The sequence below is a fragment of the Mycolicibacterium sp. MU0053 genome, from assembly GCF_963378095.1.
Taxonomy (GTDB): domain Bacteria; phylum Actinomycetota; class Actinomycetes; order Mycobacteriales; family Mycobacteriaceae; genus Mycobacterium; species Mycobacterium burgundiense.
Window position 1 is genome coordinate 3,540,835 of the sequence record NZ_OY726397.1, and the last position, 19,462, is coordinate 3,560,296.

Genomic DNA, 19,462 nt, shown 5'->3' on the forward strand with positions numbered 1-19,462 from the left:
AAGTCCCTTCGTCCAGGTTGCCTCTGACATCGTCTCAGCGTGCAACCGGACTGTGGTCCGTATAATTCCGGCTGAGCTAAAATAGTTCTCGTGAGTTCCGTCGGTGCAGCTTATGGGCTCTCCCTCGCCGACGCCACGCCTCCCGAACGCGAAGACGCCGCCCGCAACCGGGTGCTGCTGCTGGACGCGGCGCGCCGCCTCATCGCCGAACGAGGCGCCGACGCGGTCACCATGGATGACATCGCCGCGGCTGCCGGAGTCGGCAAAGGAACCCTGTTTCGCCGGTTCGGCAGCCGCGCCGGCCTGATGCTGGTGCTGCTCGACGAGGACGAGCGCGCCAACCAGCAGGCGTTCCTGTTCGGCCCCCCGCCGCTGGGACCGGAGGCTCCGCCGCTGGAGCGACTGGTGGCCTTCGGGCGGCAACGCATCGCCTTCGCCCATTCCCACCACGCCCTGTTGACCGCCGCCAGCCGCGACCCACAGGCCCGCGCCACGGCGGTGTTCCTGGTGTTGCGCCGACACGTGTATGTCCTGTTGGAGTCCGCCGGCACCAGCGGCGACCTGGACGCCCAGGCCGACGCACTGCTGGCCCTGCTGGACGCCAACTACGTCGAGCACCGCCTCAACGACGACGGCTTGACCGTCGACGACTTGGGCGATGCGTGGGAAAGCCTGGCCAGCAAGCTGTGCGGGACGTAGCCGACTCCCCGCCCGCGGGCACCGCCCGGCGCGAAGCGTCGCGCTGGATCCTGCACGTCGATCTCGACCAGTTCCTGGCCGCCGTCGAACTGCGCCGGCACCCCGATCTGGTCGGGCTGCCCGTCATCGTGGGCGGCAACGGGGATCCCCACGAAGCACGCAAGGTGGTGACGTGCGCATCGTATGAGGCCCGGGAGTTCGGGGTGCACGCCGGCATGCCACTGCGGACCGCGGCCCGGCGCTGTCCGAACGCGACATTCCTGCCGGCGGATCCCGCGGCCTACGACGCCGCCTCGGAGGTGGTGATGGAACTGCTGCGCGACCTCGGCCATCCCTGCGAGGTCTGGGGCTGGGACGAGGCCTACCTGGCCGCGCACACCGACGATCCGGTCGCGCTGGCCGAACAGATCAGGGCCGTCATTGCGGCCGAGACCGGACTGTCGTGTTCCGTCGGCATCAGCGATAACAAGCAACGCGCCAAAGTCGCCACCGGGTTCGCCAAGCCCGCTCGCGTCTTCCGCCTCACCGACACGAACTGGATGGACGTCATGGCCCAGCGCCCGGTCGACGCGCTGTGGGGCGTCGGCCCCAAGACCGCCAAGAAGCTGGCCGCCATGGGCGTCACCACGGTGCGCGACCTCGCCCATACCGATGCCGAGACCTTGACCTCGGCCTTCGGACCGTCCACCGGGCTGTGGCTGCTGCTGCTCGCCAAGGGCGGCGGTGACGACGACGTCAGCCCGCAGCCCTGGGTGCCGCGTTCGCGCAGTCACGTGGTGACCTTTCCCACCGATCTCACCGACCGTGGCGAAATAGATTCGGCCGTCATCGAATTGGCGCAGCGCACGCTCGGCGAGGTCGTCGCCGACGGCCGCATCGTGACGCGAGTGGCCGTGACCGTCCGCACCAGCACGTTCTACACCCGGACCAAGATCCGCAAGCTCGCCGCGCCCAGCACGGCAGCGACAGTGATCACCGAGACGGCACTGGCGGTGCTCGATCAGTTCGAACTAGACCGCCCCGTCCGGTTGCTCGGCGTGCGACTGGAACTACAGATGCCCGCTCAAGAGTTGAACCGCCGATAGCAGAGATCGCCGTCGGACTGGTCCAGCAGACCGGAGCGAAACGCCACGATCCTGGTGAACCCCGCCGGCACGGTGGCGCCGTCGACGTCGGTGGCCACCCTTCCATTGGTCAGCAGTCCCGCCGCGGCCTCGTCGACGTCACCGGCTGTCAGCCACAGCTTCTCCCCCGACTCGATCTCCACCGGGTCGCTGAGGTGGCGCTGCGCCACGCCGGTCAGGCACGCGGTGCGCAGCGCCGCCGCGGCCGACCGCAACGGCAGGCCCCGTTCCTGCTGCACCGCCAGCAGATACCGGGACACCACGATGGACAACGCGGTGTTGTCGCCTTGCAGCAGCACAGCATCCGTCCGCTCATCGCCGGCCTCGCCCATGGTCCGCAGCGGATCGACATCCACGGTGACGGTGTTGGTGGCCGGGCAGTAGGACGCGGGCGGACTGGGCTGCGCGTCGGGGCAGCGGTGATCGTCCTGCGACAAGGCGAATGCCAGGCTGGGCGCCTGCTTCGGTTCGTAGATCTGATTGAGACCCTCGAAAAGCACCGTCAAAGTCCGTTCGTTGATGGGGGCCTCACCGGTCTCGACGGCACCGTCGCGGCTTTCCTGGAGGTTCATCGGAAGCTCCCCGCGACGTTCCTCGACATCGCGCAGATCGATTGCGGCACAACTGTCGAGCCCGCGAACGAAGCCGGTCTGGAAAGCGGCGACCCGGTCCACCGCGGTACCGTGCCCGAATTCGAGCATCTTGGTGTCGTCGGGCCCCAGGACGGGATCCCGGATCGCGATCAAACTGGCCAGGACGTGGCTCAAGCCGTCGGCGGTGTCGATCTGGAACCGACGCGAATTCCCTTCGGCGACATGCCGGATGTAAACGCCGGCAAAACAATCCGCCTGCTGCTCCCGCACGATCGGCGCGGTGTCCTGGTCCACGAGTTCGGCCAGGTACTGCAGCGCGTGCCCGTATTCGTGGGCCACCAACCCCACCACCGACATCGGACCGAAGTACTTCACTCCGATCGGTAGCAGTAGGCCCCGGTCCCAGGCGATCGACCGGTCCCGCGGACAGAAGAACGCATTCGGCTGACCGTAGGGGCTCGCACCGCAGATGCGCGGGCTGTCGCGATCCTCGGAGTCGTAGGAGATCAACCGGTTCACCCTGCGAAACGTCCCCGCGAATGCCTCCCGGTAGTGCGCCGACCAGAATTCCTCGATGTCGTTGACGGCCAGCAGCGCCAGGGCGTCGATCTCCCCCTGGTCGGTGTTGAACACCTTGCCGACGGGTCGGGGCGCATCGGGACGCGGCCCGCTGGGCCCGTCGACCGCGGGCAGGCCGCCAACCCGGAACGGGTCGTACAGCGGCGATACGGCGGATCCCTCGGTGTGTTCCGAGCACCCGCTCAAGGCCGCGGCCACCGCTACGACCATCAACACCGCCAGCGCCACTGCGCAGGTCCGGGCGCGGTGCGGGAGCTTCGTCATGGTGTGTCCTTCCCGTTCGACGCCCGAGGAGCGCCAGCAATCGCCACGTTTCGGGACAAATCGTAGCTCATGCTTCACTTTGCGCCTGTCAGTTTCGCGGATAACGGCGTTGAATCGATGAAACCGAAGCGCTAAGCCGGCCGCACCACCGGCGGAACCGCGCTGGATTGCCGTCGTCTAGCCCATTTGAGCTGCATTTATACCGGATAGCTCGGCGGCCCGAAGACGAATGCATCGCGCCCCCTTGCGGTGCTACGGTTTATCACTTAAAGTCGTAGCATCCGATCCCGGTATCGGGTCCGAGCAAGGAGAGCGCGATGACACGAACCATCCCCCTGGTAGCGCTGACGGGCGCCATCGCTGCGGCCGGTTTCGCCGCCGCCCCGGCATCGGCCCTGACCGGGCCGCACCCCACGTTCACCTACGTCTCGCACCTGGAGGCGCTGCTGCCGACGCCGGATCAACTCGGGCGCATCACCCGCGCGTCGGCGCCGATGCGGGTGGTGGGCTCCGCCGCGGAGCTGCTCGACTCCGCCGCGGGCAACCTCGAACCCGCGCGCTGCATGGGCGCCTATGAGCCCGGACACCGCGAGGCCTATCGGGTCGCCGGGCCGACGAGCGTCGCCACCCAGCTGGTCACCGACGGAAAGCCCGGGCGCGCTCGGCATTTCGTGAACCAAACCGTGCTCAGCGCGGCCAGCCCGGACGCCGCGGCCGGCCAGGTGCGCGCATCCACCCGTGCCTGGTCGAGCTGCGGTGAACGGGTCGTCGCCCACACCGACACATCTGGTGCGGTCACCGAGTGGGCGCTGGGCCCGGCCGAACTGCACCGCAACGACACCGTGCTGGTGCAGCGTCAGGTTGGCCGGCACGTGATCTGCGAGCGCGCGATGACCGCCGCCAACGGAACAGCCGGTGCGGTCATCGCCGACGTGGTCGCCTGCGACCTCCGCGGCGCCGATCCCACCGGCCGAGCCGAACAGATCGCGGTGGCGATCGCGCACAACTCGCAGCCGGCCAACTGACCCACGACATCGCTTCGCACCGAAAGGAACCACCAATGAGCACACCCGGCTACGACACGAGCAACGACCAGACCGTACACATTCCGCCGCGCGGAGCGAACCTGCCCGGGCCGCAGCCATCCTGGCCGGCCCCGAACTGGCCCCCGCACCCGGGGGTGCCCCCGTGGCAACCGCCCCCGCGTCCCCGGGCCCAACGGCTGCGCTGGGTTGCGGTCTCGGCCGCGGTGGTGATCGGGGCCGCCACGCTCGGGTCCGTCCTCGTGGCCAACCGCGACGAGCCGGCGCCGAATCCCCCCGCGGCCGGCGCGGTCGAAGATCCATCACCGCAGGCCGACCCGTCCGACGGGACCGAGACGCCCGATGCGGTCCGCCCCGTACCGGTGGCGGCGTTGTCCGGTCTGCTGTTGAACCTGCCCGAAGCCGCCGCGGTCGTCGGTTCGGCGACCATGGCGGGCTCCGTCGACTCCGGGGAGCGGATCTATGAGGCCATGGCCGACGAACCGCTGGTCGACAACGACTGCATCGCCCTGTATTCGGGCAAGTTATTGGCCTATCGGGGCAGCGGTTTCACCGCGTCCCGGCAGCAGTTCCTCACCGGTGACGCGCCGCGGCGCAAGCTCGTTCAGACCGTGGTGTCCTTCGCCGACCCCGCGGCCGCGCAGCGGCACGTGAGCGCGACGAGGGCCAAATGGGACGGCTGCGCCAACCGCACCGTCAACCTCGCGGTGGTGGGCGCCACCGCCGGCGAATACTGGGCCGTCCAGAACGTCACCGAGGACGCCGGGATTCTGTCCACCACCACCATCGAGGAAGCCGGCGACGGCTGGCTGTGCAGAAATGCCCTCGCGGCGCGCAACAACATCGTGCTGGATTTCGCGATTTGCGGCACCGACGTGCCGGAGTCCGCGGTACCTGCCTTCGTCGACAAGGTCGCCGGCAAGATCGCGCGCATCCGGGATTGACCGGTGCCCACCGGGGTGTCACCGGTACCGGCTACCGTCGGCCCCATGCTGTCGACCGTCGCCATCCACGGCTACCGATCCCTGCGGGACACGGTGTTGCCGCTGAGTCGACTGACCGTACTCACCGGCGCCAACGGCACCGGTAAGTCCTCGGTGTACCGGGCGTTGCGGTTGCTGTCCGACTGCGGCCGCGGCGAGGTCATCGCGGCACTGGCCCGCGAGGGCGGTCTACAGTCGGCGCTGTGGGCCGGGTCCGGCACCAAGAAACGTACCGTGGAGCTCAAACTCGGCTATGCCGCCGACGATTTCGGCTACCTCGTGGATCTCGGCCTGCCGCAGATCGCCGGCCACACTTCGAAGTTCGACCGGGATCCGGAGATCAAACGCGAGGTGGTGTTCGCCGGTTCGGTGCTGCGGCCGGCGACGACATTGGTGCGTCGGGGCGGTCCACTGGCGCAAGCCTGCGACGACTCCGGACGCGGATTCGCCGAATTGACCCGGGCGCTGCCGTCCTACCACAGCGTCCTCGCCGAATTCGCCCATCCGGGACAGTCGCCGGAACTCGCCGCCGTGCGAGACCGGTTGCGCGGCTGGCGGTTCTACGACGGCTTCCGCGTGGACGACGGGGCGCCCGCGCGCCGGGCCAGCGTCGGCACCCGCAGCCCGGTGCTCGCCGACGACGGTGGCAACCTGGCCGCAGCAATCCAGACGGTCCTCGAAGCCGGCTTCGAGGACCTGCCCCACGCGGTTGCCGAGGCTTTTGCCGGCGCGACCATCGCGACCTCGGTCAGCGACGGCTACTTCGATGTGCAATTGCATCAGCCCGGCGTGCTACGGCCTCTGAGATCCGCCGAATTATCGGATGGCACACTGCGTTTCCTGCTCTGGGCCGCCGCACTGTGCAGTCCGCAACCGCCATCGCTGATGGTGCTCAACGAACCGGAGACCTCGTTGCACCCGGAGTTGGCGCAACCATTGGCCCGGCTGATCAGCGCCGCGGCCCACCGGACTCAGGTCTTCGTGGTGACCCATTCGCGCCAGCTGCTCGAATACCTCGGCGCGGACGCCGCCGTGCTGGAGTTGATCAAGGAATCGGGTCAGACGCGGGTAGCGGGGCAGGGTCTGCTGGATGCTCCTGCGTGGCAGTGGGGTTCGCGGTGAGCGCCCCGGCACTCCAGTTCGGTCGCGGACGCAGCACCCGGGTGAAGAACACGTTCACCCGGCGCATCGCGACGCTGTAGGGCCACCACGCCAGCCGCTTGAACGCGTAGAACGCCCGGATGTCTCCCGAGGTGTAGATCAAATACCGGTTCTTCAGTATCCCGGCCAGGATCTTGTCCGCCGCCTTCTCCGGTGACACCGCGTGGCCGCTGAACAGGTTCACCCAACGGGCGACCTTGGGGTCGTCGCGGTCCACCCCGGCGATCTCGACCGTCTGCACCAATCCGGTCTTCACCGCACCCGGCACCACCACCGACACCCCGATGTTGTGGCGGGCCAAATCGAATCGCAGTACCTCCGAGAGGCCGCGCAGGCCGTACTTGCTGGCACTGTAGGCGGCATGCCACGGCAAGGCCACCAGGCCCGCGGCCGAGGAAACGTTCACCAGCTGACCGCCGGTGCCCGCGGCCATCATCGGCGGGATGAAGGTCTCGATCACGTGGATCGGACCCATCAGGTTGATGTCGATCATCGATCGCCACTGCCGGTGGCTGAGTTGGTCGACGGTGCCCCACGCGGAGACGCCCGCGACGTTGAGCACGATGTCCATGGCCGGATGGCTGGTGTGGATGTCGGCGGCAAACCCGGCCACCGCGTCATAGTCGGAGATGTCCAACGCGCGATGCTCGCCCACCACGGCGCCCAATGCCCGCACATCGGCGACGGTCTGTTCCAGACCCGCGGCGTCGCGGTCGGTCAGGTACAACTCGGCCCCGTCGGCCGCCAGCCGCAGCGCGATCGCGCGTCCGATGCCGCTGGCAGCGCCGGTGACAAAGCACCGCTTCCCGCCGAAACTCTTCACCATGATCGAAACGATACCGACGGTATCGCTCAGAGGGCGGCGCCGCCCCACAAGCTGGTCAGCCACAACTGTTCGAGAACGCCGACGCCGCGTTCGATGCCGCGGTCGGGGCAGAGGAAGCGCTGATCGCGCGAGAGCAACATCACGGTGGTGGCGCCCAGGGTTCGGATCAGCGCGGGGACGTCGTCGCTGATCGGGCGCGCGGTACCGGCCGCGATCTCGTTGCGGACCACCTCGACGATCTGGTCGACGACGCGGGCGAACTGGTCGTCCTGCACCTTGCGGATCTCGGCGTCGGTGGTGCGGGCGGCGTTACACGCCGTCATGATCGGGTCGTTGCGGGCGAACACGACGGCCGCCGACCCCACCATCCGGCGGGCGAACTCCGCCGGCGATTCGTCGGCACCGCGTGGGGCGAAGTATTGGGTGAGCTCCTCGAGTTCGTGCGCGGCCTCGGCGAGGATTTGGGCCAATACGGCGTATTTGGAATCGAAGTAGAAGTAGAAGCCCGACCGCGCCACGCCGGCCCGGTCACTGATGGCGCTCACCGACAGGTCGGCGAAGGGCTTTTCCTCCAACAGTTCGCGCACCGCGTCGACGATCGCCTGCCGTTGCTTGTCGCCTCGTCGGCGCCCGGACGGCTCAGCCCCCGCCGTCGGCGTCCTCCGCTGCTCAACACTCACGCAACAACCATGCACCACGCCGCGGCCGGATGGAAACTTGACACGCGTCAAGTCAGCCGGTGAAATAGAGGGCAAGTGGCCCCTGCCACAGCCCGACCCCACCTGCAGCAAAGGAGCTCCCAGTGGCCCCAGCGACGATCAGCACTCCCCGTTACCTGCTTGACCAGGCCAAGCGTCGGCTCACCCCGACCCCCAACACCCTGCCCGGCATGGGCGCGATCGAAAAGCGCCTAAAGAACAAGAAGTGGGACGAGTTCGTCTTCTCCACTCCGCCGGCCAGCAGTGACCTCAAACCCATCATGGGTGATTCGGGCCTGCCGGTGCTGGGCCACATGATCGAGATCTTCCGCGGCGGACCTGATTTCATCCTGTCGCAGTACCGCAAGAACGGGCCGGTCCACTTTTCGCACTCCCCCGCGCTGTCGGCAGTGATGGCGCTCGGCCCCGACGCCACCCAGACCATCTTCTCGAACCGCAACAAGGACTACTCGCAGCGCGCCTGGGATCCGGTGATCGGGCCGTTCTTCGAGGGCGGCCTGATGCTGCTCGACTTCGACGAGCACATGTTCCACCGCCGGATCATGCAGGACGCGTTCACCCGCACGCGGCTGACCGGCTACATCCCGCACATCGACTCGGTCGCTTCGAAGGTGGTCGCCAACGATTGGGTGGCCGACGACCCGCGGTTCCTGATCTTCCCCGCCCTCAAGGAACTGACTCTCGACATCGCCTCGGAGGTGTTCATGGGGCACCCCGCGGGCACCGACAAGGAGCTGGTCACCACCATCAACAACGCGTTCACCACGACCACGCGGGCCGGCAACGCGATCGTGCGCAAGCCGGTGCCCCCGTTGAAGTGGTGGCGTGGCATCCAGGCCCGCAAGACGCTGGAGGACTACTTCAACAGCCGGATCGACGAGAAGCGGCGCACCGAGAGCACCGATATGTTCAGCGTGCTGTGTCACTCCGCCGACGAGGACGGTCAGACCTTCACCGACGATCAGATCGTCAGCCACATGATCTTCTTGATGATGGCCGCGCACGACACGTCCACCTCGACCATGACGACGATGGCCTACCACCTGGCGGCCAACCCCGAGTGGCAGGAGCGGCTGCGCGAGGAGTCCGAACGCATCGGCGACGGGCCGCTTGACATCGAGGCACTGGAGAAGCTGGAAACCTACGACCTGGTGATCAACGAGGCGCTGCGGATGATGACCCCGCTGCCGTTCAACTTCCGCCAGGCCGTGCGCGACACCGATTTGCTCGGCTACTTCATCCCGGCCGGCACCAACGTGGTGACCTGGCCCTCGATCAACCACCGGCTGCCCGAGCTTTGGACCGATCCGGACAAGTTCGACCCGGATCGCTTCGCCGAGCCGCGCTCGGAGCACAAGCAGCACCGCTACGCGTTCGCCCCGTTCGGCGGCGGCGCGCACAAGTGCATCGGCATGGTGTTCGGCCAGCTGGAGATCAAGACCGTCATGCACCGGCTGCTGCGGAAGTACCGGCTCGAGCTGGCCCACCCGGGCTATCAGCCGCGCTACGACTACGGCGGCATGCCGGTGCCGATCGACGGCATGCCGATCGTGCTGCGCCCCCTGAAGTGATTCAGCCGGCCAGTCGGTTGGCGCAGGCGATCAACGCCCGCAGCGCCGACTGGCCGGGATCGGGGTCCCAACCCAGCGCCCATTCATCGCGGGTCCCGTTGCTGCCGTGCACCGCGGTGACGGTGTCGGCGCCTGCCTGGAGCTGGTGAAAGCTCAGCAACTCGACGGCGAAGCCGTGCTCGTGCAGCATCTCGGTCAGCGCCGCCACCGGACCCGCGGCAGCCACCGAAGACTTGCAGACCCGGTCCCCGATTGCCAAGGTGGCCTGGAATTTTCGGTTCTGCAGCCCCGGTCGGGCGCCGGGCCGACCCGTGCCGACGCAGGCCCACGCGCCCAGTTGCAGCGGTCCCGACGACGGCCCGTAGGTGGCCAGCACGGCAGCCCAGGACATCCCGGCGGTGCGCTGGCGCAGTCCGCGCGGCAGGGGCGCGGCGAGAATGTTCGCAAGTGGTCGTTCGGTGCTCGGGGTGAAAGTCATGTGCCGGTCTTCTCGGTAGCGAGCGAAGTGACCGACGGGCAGTAGCTGACGACCCACAGCGGGGGGTCGGTCTGAATCAGACCCCGCTGCGGGGCACTACTACGAGAAGATGACGCTGCACGCTCGCGACCATAGCGACTGTGGTCATCGGGTGCAACCGGATAACCGGGCGGGACGGTATAGTGGATTGAGTAATTCCTAAATCCGTAAATTGAAGGACCGTCCATGCCGCTCACATCCGATCAGCCGCTTTATGAGATCAAGGCCAACTTGTTCAAGGCATTGGCGCATCCTGCTCGGATTCGAATTCTCGAGATCCTCTGCGCCACAACCGACCCGACGCCGGTCAGCGAGATGCTCACCGAAACCGGGATGGAAGCCACCCTACTGTCTCAGCACCTCGCTGTGCTCAAGCGCCACCGGGTGGTCAGCGCCGAGCGTGTCGGCAATGCCGTGTTCTATCGGTTGGCGCACCCGAAGATCGCCGAACTTCTGCTGATCGCCCGAGCTTTCCTGGCCGACACCCTCTCAGCGGCCGGCCGCCAACTCGAGGCCATGCGGGATCTGCCGCCGCTGCAGGGCAAGCAGTGAGTTCGGCGTTGACGGCGGTGGCGCGTCTGCTCCCCCAGCGCGCCGACTACGCCGAGTTCCCGCGCTCCTGGCGACACGACATCCTGGCCGGGATCACCGTCGGGGTGGTGGCGCTGCCGCTGGCGCTGGCATTCGGGATCAGCTCCGGGGTGGGTGCGGCAGCCGGGCTCGTCACCGCGGTGGTCGCCGGACTCGTCGCCGCGGTGTTCGGTGGTTCGAACGTTCAGGTCTCCGGACCGACCGGGGCGATGGCCGTGGTGCTCGCCCCCATCGTCGCCGTCTACGGGCTGGGCAGCATCGCGCTGGTCACGGTGCTCGCCGGGCTCATTGTGCTCGCGGCCGGGATCACCCGGCTGGGCCGGGCCGTCACCTTCATCCCCTGGCCGGTGATCGAGGGCTTCACGCTGGGCATCGCGACCATCATCTTCCTGCAACAGGTGCCGGCCGCGGTGGGCCAACCGGCGCCGGAGGGCAAGACCGCGCTCTTCGCTGCCTGGGACGTCATCCGCACCGCGCAATGGTCGACGGCGTCGACCGCCCTGTTGGTGGTCGGCTTCGCGGCCCTCTTGATGGTCGTCCTGCCGAAGCTGCACCGCTCGATTCCGGAGTCGCTGACCGCAGTCGTCGCGGCCACCGTGCTCGTCGTCGTGCTGGGCCTGGAGGTGGCACGCATCGGGGAACTGCCCAACACCCTGCCCGCACCGGTGCTGCCGCACGCCGACCTCGGGGCGCTGCGCACCCTGCTCGGGGCCGCGGTGGCGATCGCCGCGCTGGCCGCCATCGAATCGCTGCTGTCGGCGCGCGTGGCGGCCACGATGTCGCCGACGGGTCCGTATGACCCCGACCGGGAACTGGTCGGGCAGGGCCTGGCCTCGGTGGCCTCCGGGATGTTCGGCGGCATGCCCGCCACGGGTGCGATCGCCCGCACCGCGGTCAATGTGCGCTCCGGGGCCCGCACCCGCGTCGCGGCGATCGTGCACTCCCTGCTGCTGCTCGGGGTGGTGTATCTGGCCACCGGGCCCGTTTCGACCATCCCGCTCGCGGCGCTGTCCGCGGTGCTGATGGTGACGGCCTTCCGGATGATCTCGCGCTCCACGATCCTCACGGTGCTGCGCTCGACGCGGTCGGACGCGTTCACCTTCCTGCTGACCGCGGGGATCACGGTGTGCTTCGACCTCATCGAGGCGGTGCAGATCGGCATCCTGATCGCGGCATTCTTCGCGCTGCGCTCGGTCGCGGGGCGCAGCAGCGTGACCCGCGAGAAGCTGCCCGGCCCCGCCCAACCCGGCGACGAGCGGATAGCGCTGCTACGACTCGACGGCGCGATGTTCTTCGGTGCGGCCGAACGGATTTCAAGCGCCATCACCGATGCCGACAATCCCGAGGTCACGGTGGTCGTCATCCGGATGTCCCAGCTGGGCATGCTGGATGCCACCGGCGCCCACACGCTGGGGCGCATCGCCGAAGAACTCGAGGCGCGCGGCATCACCGTCATCATCAAGGGTGTGCAACCCGAACACATGAATCTGCTGACCAACGTCGGGGTGATCGACTCGCTGCGGCACGAAAACCACCTCATCGACTCCCTCGACGACGCGATCGCCCACGCCCGCAGCCACGCTAACCGCTGAGCCGCCGATTGGTGACCGCCAGCTGATCCGTCGTGCAGCGCTGCAGGTCGCTCACCTGTGCGGGGTCAAGACGGCCGCACAACCGGTCCCAATGCAATGCGACCCGATCGCCGGGTGCGACGTCGGGCACCGCGCTGTATCCGGCCACCCACACCTGGACCTGGCGTGGCGCGGGGCCGGTCAGCCGCAACTCGCGGCCGTCCCAGCTCAACTGCCGGCAACGGACCTCGATCCGGTCACCCCGGCGGGTGAGCACGGTGGCCGGGGTGATGCGGCAGCTGTCCAGAATCCGGACCGGGGCCGCGTCGGCAACCTTGCCGAGCAGCCGAGACCACGGATACACCCCGAAGACGTGAAAGCAGTGATTGGCGGCGGCCTCGTCGGCGAGTTCGGTGCTCAGATGCAACCAGTAGCGTCCCGCCTGGGGTCCGATCACCGCCAGCAATTGCCCGAGAAACCGCTCGGGGTCCAGATCCGCACCGAGACCCCCGCCCAGCCAATAGGATTCGACGAGCCGACGGTCCAGCGGATCGGCGACGCCGGTCATCCGCGACAACACCTGAAGGTAGGGCCACGCACCGGAGAATCGTCGGGCGGCGGCCCGGATCTGTTCCACCGAACCGCTACTGAGCGCGGACTTGTCCGACGGCCCGCAGTAACCGAGCTGATTGGGCGCATAGGCGTAGCGGGCGAACATCTCCGCCCCCCCGATGTCCGCCTCGGCCACCGGGATCACCCGCGCCCGGCCCGCCCGACGAGCTGCGCGGCGTCCCGATGCAGCCGACCGAAGTTGTAGTACGCCGCACAGGCGCCCTCCGGGGACACCATGCACGTCCCGATCGGCGTCTCCGGAGTGCACGCCGTGCCGAAGACCTTGCATTCCCAGGGCTTGAGCACCCCTTTGAGCACCTCTCCGCACTGACACGCCTTCGGATCGGCAACCCGCAAACCCGGCATGGCGAACCGCAGCTCGGCGTCGAAGTCGGCGAACTCGTCGCGCAGCTTCAGAGCGCTCTGCGAGATGAAGCCGAGCCCGCGCCACTCGAAATGCGGTCGCAGGGCGAACACCCTGCCCAGCAGCGCGAGCGCGGCGGGGTTCCCCTCGGGATGCACGATGCGCGAATACTGGTTTTCCACCTCGCAACGCCCCTCCCGAATCTGGCGTAGCAGCATCGCGACCGAGGCCATGATGTCCAACGGCTCGAAACCGGCGACCACCAGCGGCTTGCCGTATACCTCCGGAACAAAGCGGTACGGCCGGTTTCCCACCACCGTCGATACGTGTCCGGGCCCCAGGAAGCCCGACAGCCGCAGATCGGGTGATTCCAGGATCGCCTTGATCGGCGGCACGATCGTGACATGGTTGCAGAACACGCTGAAGTTGGTGACCTCGAGATCGCTTGCCCGCACCAGGGTTACCGCGGTCGACGGCGCGGTGGTCTCGAAACCGATTGCGAAGAAGACGACTTGGTGGTCGGGATTGTCAACGGCGATCTTGAGGGCGTCCAGCGGTGAGTAGACGAAACGCACGTCTGCCCCGCGAGCCTTGGCATCGAGCAGGCTGCCGTTGGAACCGGGTACCCGCATCATGTCGCCGAAACAGGTGAAGATCACGCCCGGCCGCTCGGCCAGCCACATCGCGTCATCGATCCGACCCATCGGAATCACACACACCGGACATCCGGGACCGTGCACGAGTTCGACCTGCGGCGGCAGCAGGTGCTCGATGCCGTGCCGGTAGATGGTGTGGGTGTGTCCGCCGCACACCTCCATGAACTTGAACGGTTCGCCGTTATCGCCACCCGTGGACAGCACATCGATGGCACCCAACAACTTTCGGGCGGCCGCCGGATCTCGGAACTCATCGATGTATCGCATATTGCTTCCCTTCAGACGATCGAGGATGAGTCGAAGGCTTCGATCTCGGTGTCGTAGGCGTCACCGAGCTTCTGGACCGCGGCCAGCGTCAGCAGCGCCTCGGTTTCGTCGATCTTGGCCATCGCGAAACCGACATGAACCAGCACCCAATCGTCCGGCTCGGGCATCTCCTTTTCCAGCAGACGCACACTGATGTTCCGCTGCACGCCGTTCACGTCGACCTTCGCCATGAAGTTCGCGGCATCGGTGATCTCGACGATCCGCGCCGGGATTCCCAGGCACATGACACCACTTCCCTTTCCTCGTTGTGCGCCGCGCGATCGCGCACCTGTCATCAACAGATTCGCGGTAACGGATCTCCCACCAACATGTCCACGATCCGGGTGCCGCCGAAGCCGGTGCGCAACACGACCGTGGCCGCCGGTTCAGCGGCAATCTCCCCGATTTCGGCCGCCTGGACGCCCAGCGGGTGCGAGCGCAATGCCGCGAGGCCGGCGTCGACCTCGTCCGGGGCGACCACCGCGATCAGCTTTCCCTCGTTGGCGACGTAAAGCGGGTCGATTCCCAGCATCTCGCAGGCACCGGCCACCATCGGCTGCACCACCAGTCGCTCCTCGTCGAGGATCACCGCGACACCGGCGGTCTGGGCCAACTCGTTGCACACGGTGCCCACCCCCCCGCGCGTCGGGTCGCGCAGCCAGCGGGTGGCGGGCGCGGCGGCCAGCAGTCGCTCCACCAGATCGCTCACCGCGGCGGTGTCGGAGTGGATGTCGGCCTCGATGTCCAGGTCCCCCCTCGCCATCATCACCGCCATGCCGTGATCGCCCATCGATCCGGACAGCAGTACCCGATCGCCGGGACGGACCGAGGCCGGCGACAGCGTCCGATCCGCGGGAATCACGCCCACCCCCGCGGTGGTTATGAACAGCCCGTCGGCCGCGCCCCTGGGAACCACCTTGGTGTCACCGGTGACGATCTGCACCCCCGCCGCCGCCGCGGCAACCGCCATGTCGGCGACGATCTCCTTCAATTCGGGAATGCCGAAACCCTCTTCGAGTACGAATGCCGCGCTGATCCACGCCGGGACCGCGCCGGCCATCGCCAGGTCGTTCGCGGTCCCGTGCACCGCCAGGTGTCCGATCGAACCGCCGGGAAACCGCAACGGCTGCACCACGAACGAGTCGGTGGAGAAGGCCAGCCGCTCGCCGCTCGGCAGCGTGACGATTGCCGCGTCGCCGAGGGATTCCAGCGCCGGGTTGCGGAACGCCTCGAGGAACACCGCATCGACGAGGGCGGCCGACGACTTGCCGCCGGCACCGTGCGCCAGCGTGACGATCTCGTCGCGAAGCCGGGGACGACGACGCCGGAATGTCTCGATGCGCTCGATCACCTCCCCCTCGGCGAATCCGGGGCCCGACGACAGGTAGTCACCCACCGGCTTGGTCATGAGGGTTCCTTTTCGTGCACCGCGGACCACAGCTGATAGCCGAGCAACGCCTGGGCCTCCTGGATGCGGTGGATGCTCTGTGACCTGACGATGAAACAGGCATCCACGTCGGCGCTGGTGGCGAATGCGCCGCCGTCGTACCCGGCGAACCCGATCGTGTACATGCCACGCTGGCGCGCCTCCCGCAGGGCGACCGTCAGATCCGCTGAATTTCCACTGGTGGACAGCGCAATCGCGATATCACCGGCGCCGGCGCGGGCGATCAACTGCCGAGCGAAGACGAGTTCGAACCCGACGTCGTTGCCCAGCGCCGTCAGGATCGCCTGATCGGCGGTCAGGCACCACGCCGGCAACGGCCGTCCCCCGGGAGGACGCGCGAACAGCGCGGCCAGCGTCGCCGAATCGGTCGAGCTGCCCCCGTTGCCGAAGGTGAAAAGCCGTCCCCCGGCGGCGAACCGGCGGGCCATCTCGGTGGCTGCGGCATCGATGAGATCCTTGTTCGACTCCAGGGTGGACCGTCGCAGGGCGGCGCTTTCGGCCGCTTTCGCCTGCGCCGAGGCCGCCAGGTCGGCAAGCAACGGTTCGGGATCCGCTTCCTGCGAATCGATGAACGGATAGAGGAAATCGGTGGCCTCCCCTGATCGTTCGGTGCTCATTGGCCGGCCTCCTCCGCATCGACGCGGCTGATCGCCAGCCCCGCGTGCACCAGCAGCAGGTCGCCGGCGGCCACCGGGCCGATCAGCGAGGTCTCGACGGTTTCGTCACCGTCGGCGGTACGCACCAGCGCCCCGGTGGGCGGTGACGAAGCGAGCACCTCGGCGATGCGACCCTCGTCGCTGCAGACCACACATACGTCGTCGGTACCGTCTTCGACGGTCAGCAGGCCGGGATGTTCGAAACAGACGTGGGTCAGCTCCCAGAGCAGGTGATAGAGCAGGACGAAGCCGCCGGTCGCGGGTACCCACGGGTCGGGGTCGTCGAGCCACAGCACGTGGTCGGCCGCGCCGGCCGACGGACGGGTGCCATTGCCGATCCAGACCGTGCTGACACCCCAGGCCGGTGCCCGGCGCATGACCGACCGCACATCGGGTTCGGCGGCACCGGCCACGGCAATCACGATGTCGCCCGGCCGCGCCGACACGCGGACCACATCCACCAGGTCCGGGCCGGTCAGGGCCACCGCGGGCAACGCCCGCTTCCCGACGATCACGGGGTGCACGAATTCGACCGCGACGTGCTGCGCGTGCGGCTGCCAGGCGGGGGCCAGGCACCACATGGTGGCGCCCTTGGCGAAGCGTCTCGCCAACATAAGTGCGGTGGCGGCGAGGTCGGCCGCCAGGTCCGCGCCGATCCCCCGGTCGATCACCGTGCTTGCCATTTCCTCAGCCCTCCTCCGTCGAACCCGCGGCGTGCTCCAACGCCGTCAACACCGACACGGCCGCCTGACCCAGTGCCAGCCCGCCGTCATTGGGCGGGACCGTCCGATGGATCAGGACGGTGAACCCGGCCTGTTCGAGCCTGCGGCGGCAGGCCCGCAACAGCAGCACATTCTGGAAAACCCCGCCGGTGAGACCCACCAGCCGGCAGGGACCGCTGACCAGCCCGACCACCTCGGCGACCGCGGTGGCCACGGCGCGATGGAACTCCGCGGCCAGCACGCCGCGATCGATTCCGCCCCGCAACGCGGCCACCAGCGCGCGGATCAGCGGCGCCGCGTCGATCACCCCGTCCGCGTCGACCGCCAGCCGCAGCATCGGCACGGTCCCGACCGCCGGCGCGGCCGCCGCGGCCAGCACCTCGAGCTCGATGGCCGCCTGCCCCTCATACTCGATGCGGTGCCGCAGCCCCAACAGCGAGGCAACCGCGTCGAACAACCGGCCCATACTGGTGCACGGGACACAGCCCAGCCCGCCGGCGAGCTGCGAGCGCAACAACCGCAGCTCCTCGGGGGCGGCCGCGGCCACCGGGGCCAGGTCGGCATTCCATTCGATACCGGCCGCCGACAGGTGCGACAGCGCCATCCGCCATGGATTGCGCACGGCGAGATCACCGCCCGGCAGCAGCACCGACCGCAGATGAGCCACCCGGGTGAAGCGTTGGCTTGCAGTTCCCAGGGCCAGGATCTCGCCGCCCCAGACCGTGCCGTCACAGCCAAACCCGGTGCCGTCGAAGGCAACCCCGATTATCGGCTCGCCGAGCCGGCCGTGTTCGGCCAGCAACGAGACCACGTGCGCGTGGTGATGTTGGACCAGATCCAACGGCCGGCCCCCGAGGTTGCGCTCGGCCCAACTCCGGGTCAGGTACCCCGGGTGCAGGTCGGCGGCCAGCCGGATCGGTGGCCGGCGAATCCCGCTGAGCTGACGCACGGAGCGTTCGAAGGCTTGCAGCGTTTCCCAGCTGCCCATGTCGCCGATGTGCGCCGAGCAGTACGCGCGGGTGCCCTCGGTGAGGCAGAAGGTGTTCTTCAGTTCGCCGCCGACGGCGAGCACCGCCGGACCCTCACGCCCGAGATCGACGGGCAGCGGTGCGTATCCGCGGGAACGTCGGATCGGCAGTTCCCGGCCGTCTACGACGCGCACCACCGAATCGTCGCAGGGCACGTAGATCGCACGATCGTGGTCGAGCACGGCGTCGCTGAGCCGTGGAAGCCGTTGTGCCGCATCATCATCGGTGTAACAGATCGGTTCATCGGAGCGATTTGCGCTGGTCAGTACGATCGCGTCGGGTACCGGTGTGGCCGTATCGGGCACCGCGGCCAGCAGCAGGTGGTGAATCGGCGAGTACGGCATCAGCAGTCCGATCCAGGGGCTGCCGGGTGCGACTCCGGGCACCACCGGCGCATCGGGCCGGCGCCGCAGCAACACGATCGGCCGACGCCGGCTGGTCAGCACCGCGGCCTCGTAATCATCGATCTCGGCGAACCGCCGCGCGATTTCGAGATCGCGCACCAGCACCGCGAAGGGTTTGGCGGCCCGGGCCTTCCGCTGTCGCAGCAGCGCCACGGCGTGCTCGTGGTCGGCGGCGCAGCCGAGGTGGTAGCCGCCAATGCCCTTGATGGCAACGACCTTGCCCGCGGCAAGGGCGCGTTGGGTCGCAGCGAGGGCGGCGTCGGTTCCGTCGATCCGCTGGTCCCCGGCCCGGAACCACAGCGTCGGTCCGCAGTCGGGGCACGCGACCGGCTGAGCGTGGAACCGACGGTCGGCGACGTCGTGGTACTCAGCGGCGCAACGCTCACACATCGCGAAGTCGGCCATCGTGGTGGCCGGGCGGTCGTAGGGCAGCGAGACGATGATCGTGAAGCGCGGTCCGCAATCCGTACAGGTGACGAACGCGTGCCGGTATCGGCGGTCGGCCGGATCGAAGAGCTCGGCCACGCAGTTGTCACAGACCGCGATGTCGGGCGGGATGGCCGTCGTGGCTCCGTCGACCTGGCGGCTCTCCACGATGCGGAATGCCGATTCACCGTCGACGACCGGCGTAGGCTCGGCCGGCGCCAACGCGCTGATCGCCGCCAGCGGCGGCGCCTCCGAGACGAGCCGGTGCGCAAACCGCTCGATGTTCCGGGCGACCCCCTGCACCTCGATGAACACCGCGGCGGAGTCGTTGCCGACGAATCCGGTCAGCTCGAGTTCGGTGGCCACCCGGTGCACGAACGGGCGGAAACCAACACCCTGCACCACCCCGGTGACAGTGAACCGGCACCGCAGCCGAGGGGTGTCAGGCAGCTTGTCCCACAGGGGATTCCGTCGGATCTCGCCGCTGCGCGGAACGCGCTGGAGTGCGCCGATGGTATCGGGTCGCTCCCGCACCGCCGCCGAAGGCGCCTTCCGACTGCTCGTGATGACCTCCTGAGCAGGAATAACGTCCCGCGTCAG

19 protein-coding genes are annotated in these 19,462 nt (G+C 68.2%); 8 read left to right on the forward strand and 11 right to left on the reverse strand.

Features of this window, described 5'->3' with window-relative positions; translation table 11 throughout:
• Window positions 1–90 precede the first annotated feature (90 nt).
• Window positions 91–699, forward strand: coding sequence for a TetR/AcrR family transcriptional regulator (locus RCP80_RS16650; protein ID WP_308478723.1), 609 nt, complete (start codon window positions 91–93; stop codon window positions 697–699).
• On the forward strand, window positions 687–1,784 hold the full coding sequence (locus RCP80_RS16655) for a DNA polymerase IV (RefSeq protein ID WP_308478724.1): 1,098 nt from the start codon (window positions 687–689) through the stop codon (window positions 1,782–1,784). Before RCP80_RS16650 ends, RCP80_RS16655 begins: the two co-directional genes overlap by 13 nt.
• Here the strand turns inward: RCP80_RS16655 and RCP80_RS16660 are convergent.
• Entirely contained in the window at window positions 1,763–3,259 is a 1,497-nt protein-coding gene (locus tag RCP80_RS16660; RefSeq protein WP_308478725.1) for a neutral zinc metallopeptidase, read from the reverse strand. The genes RCP80_RS16655 and RCP80_RS16660 overlap by 22 nt on opposite strands.
• A gap of 317 nt (window positions 3,260–3,576) precedes the next feature.
• Between RCP80_RS16660 and RCP80_RS16665 the strand changes: the two genes are divergently transcribed.
• Genes RCP80_RS16665 through RCP80_RS16675 form a run of 3 tightly spaced genes read left to right on the forward strand, consistent with a single transcriptional unit; the run spans window position 3,577 to window position 6,407 of the window.
• On the forward strand, window positions 3,577–4,284 hold the full coding sequence (locus RCP80_RS16665; RefSeq protein ID WP_308478726.1) for a sensor domain-containing protein: 708 nt from the start codon (window positions 3,577–3,579) through the stop codon (window positions 4,282–4,284).
• Between the two features lie 35 nt (window positions 4,285–4,319).
• Window positions 4,320–5,246: a sensor domain-containing protein gene (locus tag RCP80_RS16670; RefSeq protein ID WP_308478727.1), complete on the forward strand. Its 927-nt coding sequence runs from the start codon at window positions 4,320–4,322 to the stop codon at window positions 5,244–5,246.
• A gap of 45 nt (window positions 5,247–5,291) precedes the next feature.
• Window positions 5,292–6,407, forward strand: coding sequence for an AAA family ATPase (locus tag RCP80_RS16675; protein ID WP_308478728.1), 1,116 nt, complete (start codon window positions 5,292–5,294; stop codon window positions 6,405–6,407).
• On the opposite strand, the gene RCP80_RS16680 is transcribed toward RCP80_RS16675, so the two are convergent.
• Window positions 6,331–7,272, reverse strand: a complete 942-nt coding sequence (locus tag RCP80_RS16680) for an SDR family oxidoreductase (protein WP_308478729.1) — start codon at window positions 7,270–7,272, stop codon at window positions 6,331–6,333. The genes RCP80_RS16675 and RCP80_RS16680 overlap by 77 nt on opposite strands.
• Window positions 7,273–7,298: 26 nt before the next feature.
• Window positions 7,299–7,952, reverse strand: coding sequence for a TetR/AcrR family transcriptional regulator (locus RCP80_RS16685; protein WP_308478730.1), 654 nt, complete (start codon window positions 7,950–7,952; stop codon window positions 7,299–7,301).
• Between the two features lie 122 nt (window positions 7,953–8,074).
• Between RCP80_RS16685 and RCP80_RS16690 the strand changes: the two genes are divergently transcribed.
• Window positions 8,075–9,562, forward strand: a complete 1,488-nt coding sequence (locus RCP80_RS16690; RefSeq protein ID WP_308478731.1) for a cytochrome P450 — start codon at window positions 8,075–8,077, stop codon at window positions 9,560–9,562.
• 1 nt (window position 9,563) lies between these two features.
• On the opposite strand, the gene RCP80_RS16695 is transcribed toward RCP80_RS16690, so the two are convergent.
• Window positions 9,564–10,040, reverse strand: a complete 477-nt coding sequence (locus tag RCP80_RS16695) for a 2-isopropylmalate synthase (protein ID WP_308478732.1) — start codon at window positions 10,038–10,040, stop codon at window positions 9,564–9,566.
• Between the two features lie 225 nt (window positions 10,041–10,265).
• On the opposite strand from RCP80_RS16695, the gene RCP80_RS16700 reads away from it, so the two are divergent.
• Both RCP80_RS16700 and RCP80_RS16705 read left to right on the forward strand, forming a co-directional pair.
• Window positions 10,266–10,631, forward strand: a complete 366-nt coding sequence (locus tag RCP80_RS16700; RefSeq protein WP_308478733.1) for an ArsR/SmtB family transcription factor — start codon at window positions 10,266–10,268, stop codon at window positions 10,629–10,631.
• Window positions 10,628–12,262: a SulP family inorganic anion transporter gene (locus RCP80_RS16705; RefSeq protein ID WP_308478734.1), complete on the forward strand. Its 1,635-nt coding sequence runs from the start codon at window positions 10,628–10,630 to the stop codon at window positions 12,260–12,262. Before RCP80_RS16700 ends, RCP80_RS16705 begins: the two co-directional genes overlap by 4 nt.
• Here RCP80_RS16705 and RCP80_RS16710 read toward each other — a convergent pair.
• From RCP80_RS16710 to hypF, 7 genes are read right to left on the reverse strand one after another with little or no spacing between them, the layout of a single operon-like run.
• On the reverse strand, window positions 12,252–12,959 hold the full coding sequence (locus tag RCP80_RS16710; protein ID WP_308482890.1) for a DUF6390 family protein: 708 nt from the start codon (window positions 12,957–12,959) through the stop codon (window positions 12,252–12,254). The two genes, RCP80_RS16705 and RCP80_RS16710, sit on opposite strands and share 11 nt — an antisense overlap.
• A gap of 35 nt (window positions 12,960–12,994) precedes the next feature.
• Window positions 12,995–14,140, reverse strand: coding sequence for a hydrogenase formation protein HypD (hypD, locus tag RCP80_RS16715; protein WP_308478735.1), 1,146 nt, complete (start codon window positions 14,138–14,140; stop codon window positions 12,995–12,997).
• An 11-nt stretch (window positions 14,141–14,151) separates the two neighbouring features.
• Complete coding sequence (locus RCP80_RS16720; RefSeq protein ID WP_308478736.1) at window positions 14,152–14,424, reverse strand: HypC/HybG/HupF family hydrogenase formation chaperone; 273 nt, start codon at window positions 14,422–14,424, stop codon at window positions 14,152–14,154.
• Between the two features lie 50 nt (window positions 14,425–14,474).
• Window positions 14,475–15,587, reverse strand: a complete 1,113-nt coding sequence (hypE, locus tag RCP80_RS16725) for a hydrogenase expression/formation protein HypE (protein ID WP_308478737.1) — start codon at window positions 15,585–15,587, stop codon at window positions 14,475–14,477.
• Complete coding sequence (locus RCP80_RS16730) at window positions 15,584–16,243, reverse strand: D-sedoheptulose-7-phosphate isomerase (protein ID WP_308478738.1); 660 nt, start codon at window positions 16,241–16,243, stop codon at window positions 15,584–15,586. The genes hypE and RCP80_RS16730 overlap by 4 nt, the downstream gene beginning before the upstream one ends.
• Window positions 16,240–16,965 (reverse strand): HypC/HybG/HupF family hydrogenase formation chaperone, encoded by a 726-nt coding sequence (locus RCP80_RS16735; protein ID WP_308478739.1) that lies wholly within the window; start codon window positions 16,963–16,965, stop codon window positions 16,240–16,242. Before RCP80_RS16735 ends, RCP80_RS16730 begins: the two co-directional genes overlap by 4 nt.
• A 4-nt stretch (window positions 16,966–16,969) precedes the next feature.
• Window positions 16,970–19,324 carry a carbamoyltransferase HypF gene (gene hypF, locus RCP80_RS16740; RefSeq protein WP_373693539.1) on the reverse strand — a complete coding sequence of 785 codons (2,355 nt, stop codon included), beginning with the start codon at window positions 19,322–19,324 and terminating at the stop codon, window positions 16,970–16,972.
• Window positions 19,325–19,462 lie beyond the last annotated feature (138 nt).

What these genes read in the sequence shown, in the direction of transcription:
- RCP80_RS16660 (WP_308478725.1), bottom strand. Translation starts at nt 3,259, where the DNA reads ATGACGAAGCTCCCGCACCGCGCCCGGACCTGCGCAGTGGCGCTGGCG.
- RCP80_RS16665 (WP_308478726.1), top strand. Translation starts at nt 3,577, where the DNA reads ATGACACGAACCATCCCCCTGGTAGCGCTGACGGGCGCCATCGCTGCG.
- RCP80_RS16670 (WP_308478727.1), top strand. Translation starts at nt 4,320, where the DNA reads ATGAGCACACCCGGCTACGACACGAGCAACGACCAGACCGTACACATT.
- RCP80_RS16675 (WP_308478728.1), top strand. Translation starts at nt 5,292, where the DNA reads ATGCTGTCGACCGTCGCCATCCACGGCTACCGATCCCTGCGGGACACG.
- RCP80_RS16680 (WP_308478729.1), bottom strand. Translation starts at nt 7,272, where the DNA reads ATGGTGAAGAGTTTCGGCGGGAAGCGGTGCTTTGTCACCGGCGCTGCC.
- RCP80_RS16695 (WP_308478732.1), bottom strand. Translation starts at nt 10,040, where the DNA reads ATGACTTTCACCCCGAGCACCGAACGACCACTTGCGAACATTCTCGCC.
- RCP80_RS16700 (WP_308478733.1), top strand. Translation starts at nt 10,266, where the DNA reads ATGCCGCTCACATCCGATCAGCCGCTTTATGAGATCAAGGCCAACTTG.
- RCP80_RS16710 (WP_308482890.1), bottom strand. Translation starts at nt 12,959, where the DNA reads ATGTTCGCCCGCTACGCCTATGCGCCCAATCAGCTCGGTTACTGCGGG.
- hypD (WP_308478735.1), bottom strand. Translation starts at nt 14,140, where the DNA reads ATGCGATACATCGATGAGTTCCGAGATCCGGCGGCCGCCCGAAAGTTG.
- RCP80_RS16720 (WP_308478736.1), bottom strand. Translation starts at nt 14,424, where the DNA reads ATGTGCCTGGGAATCCCGGCGCGGATCGTCGAGATCACCGATGCCGCG.
- hypE (WP_308478737.1), bottom strand. Translation starts at nt 15,587, where the DNA reads ATGACCAAGCCGGTGGGTGACTACCTGTCGTCGGGCCCCGGATTCGCC.
- RCP80_RS16730 (WP_308478738.1), bottom strand. Translation starts at nt 16,243, where the DNA reads ATGAGCACCGAACGATCAGGGGAGGCCACCGATTTCCTCTATCCGTTC.
- RCP80_RS16735 (WP_308478739.1), bottom strand. Translation starts at nt 16,965, where the DNA reads ATGGCAAGCACGGTGATCGACCGGGGGATCGGCGCGGACCTGGCGGCC.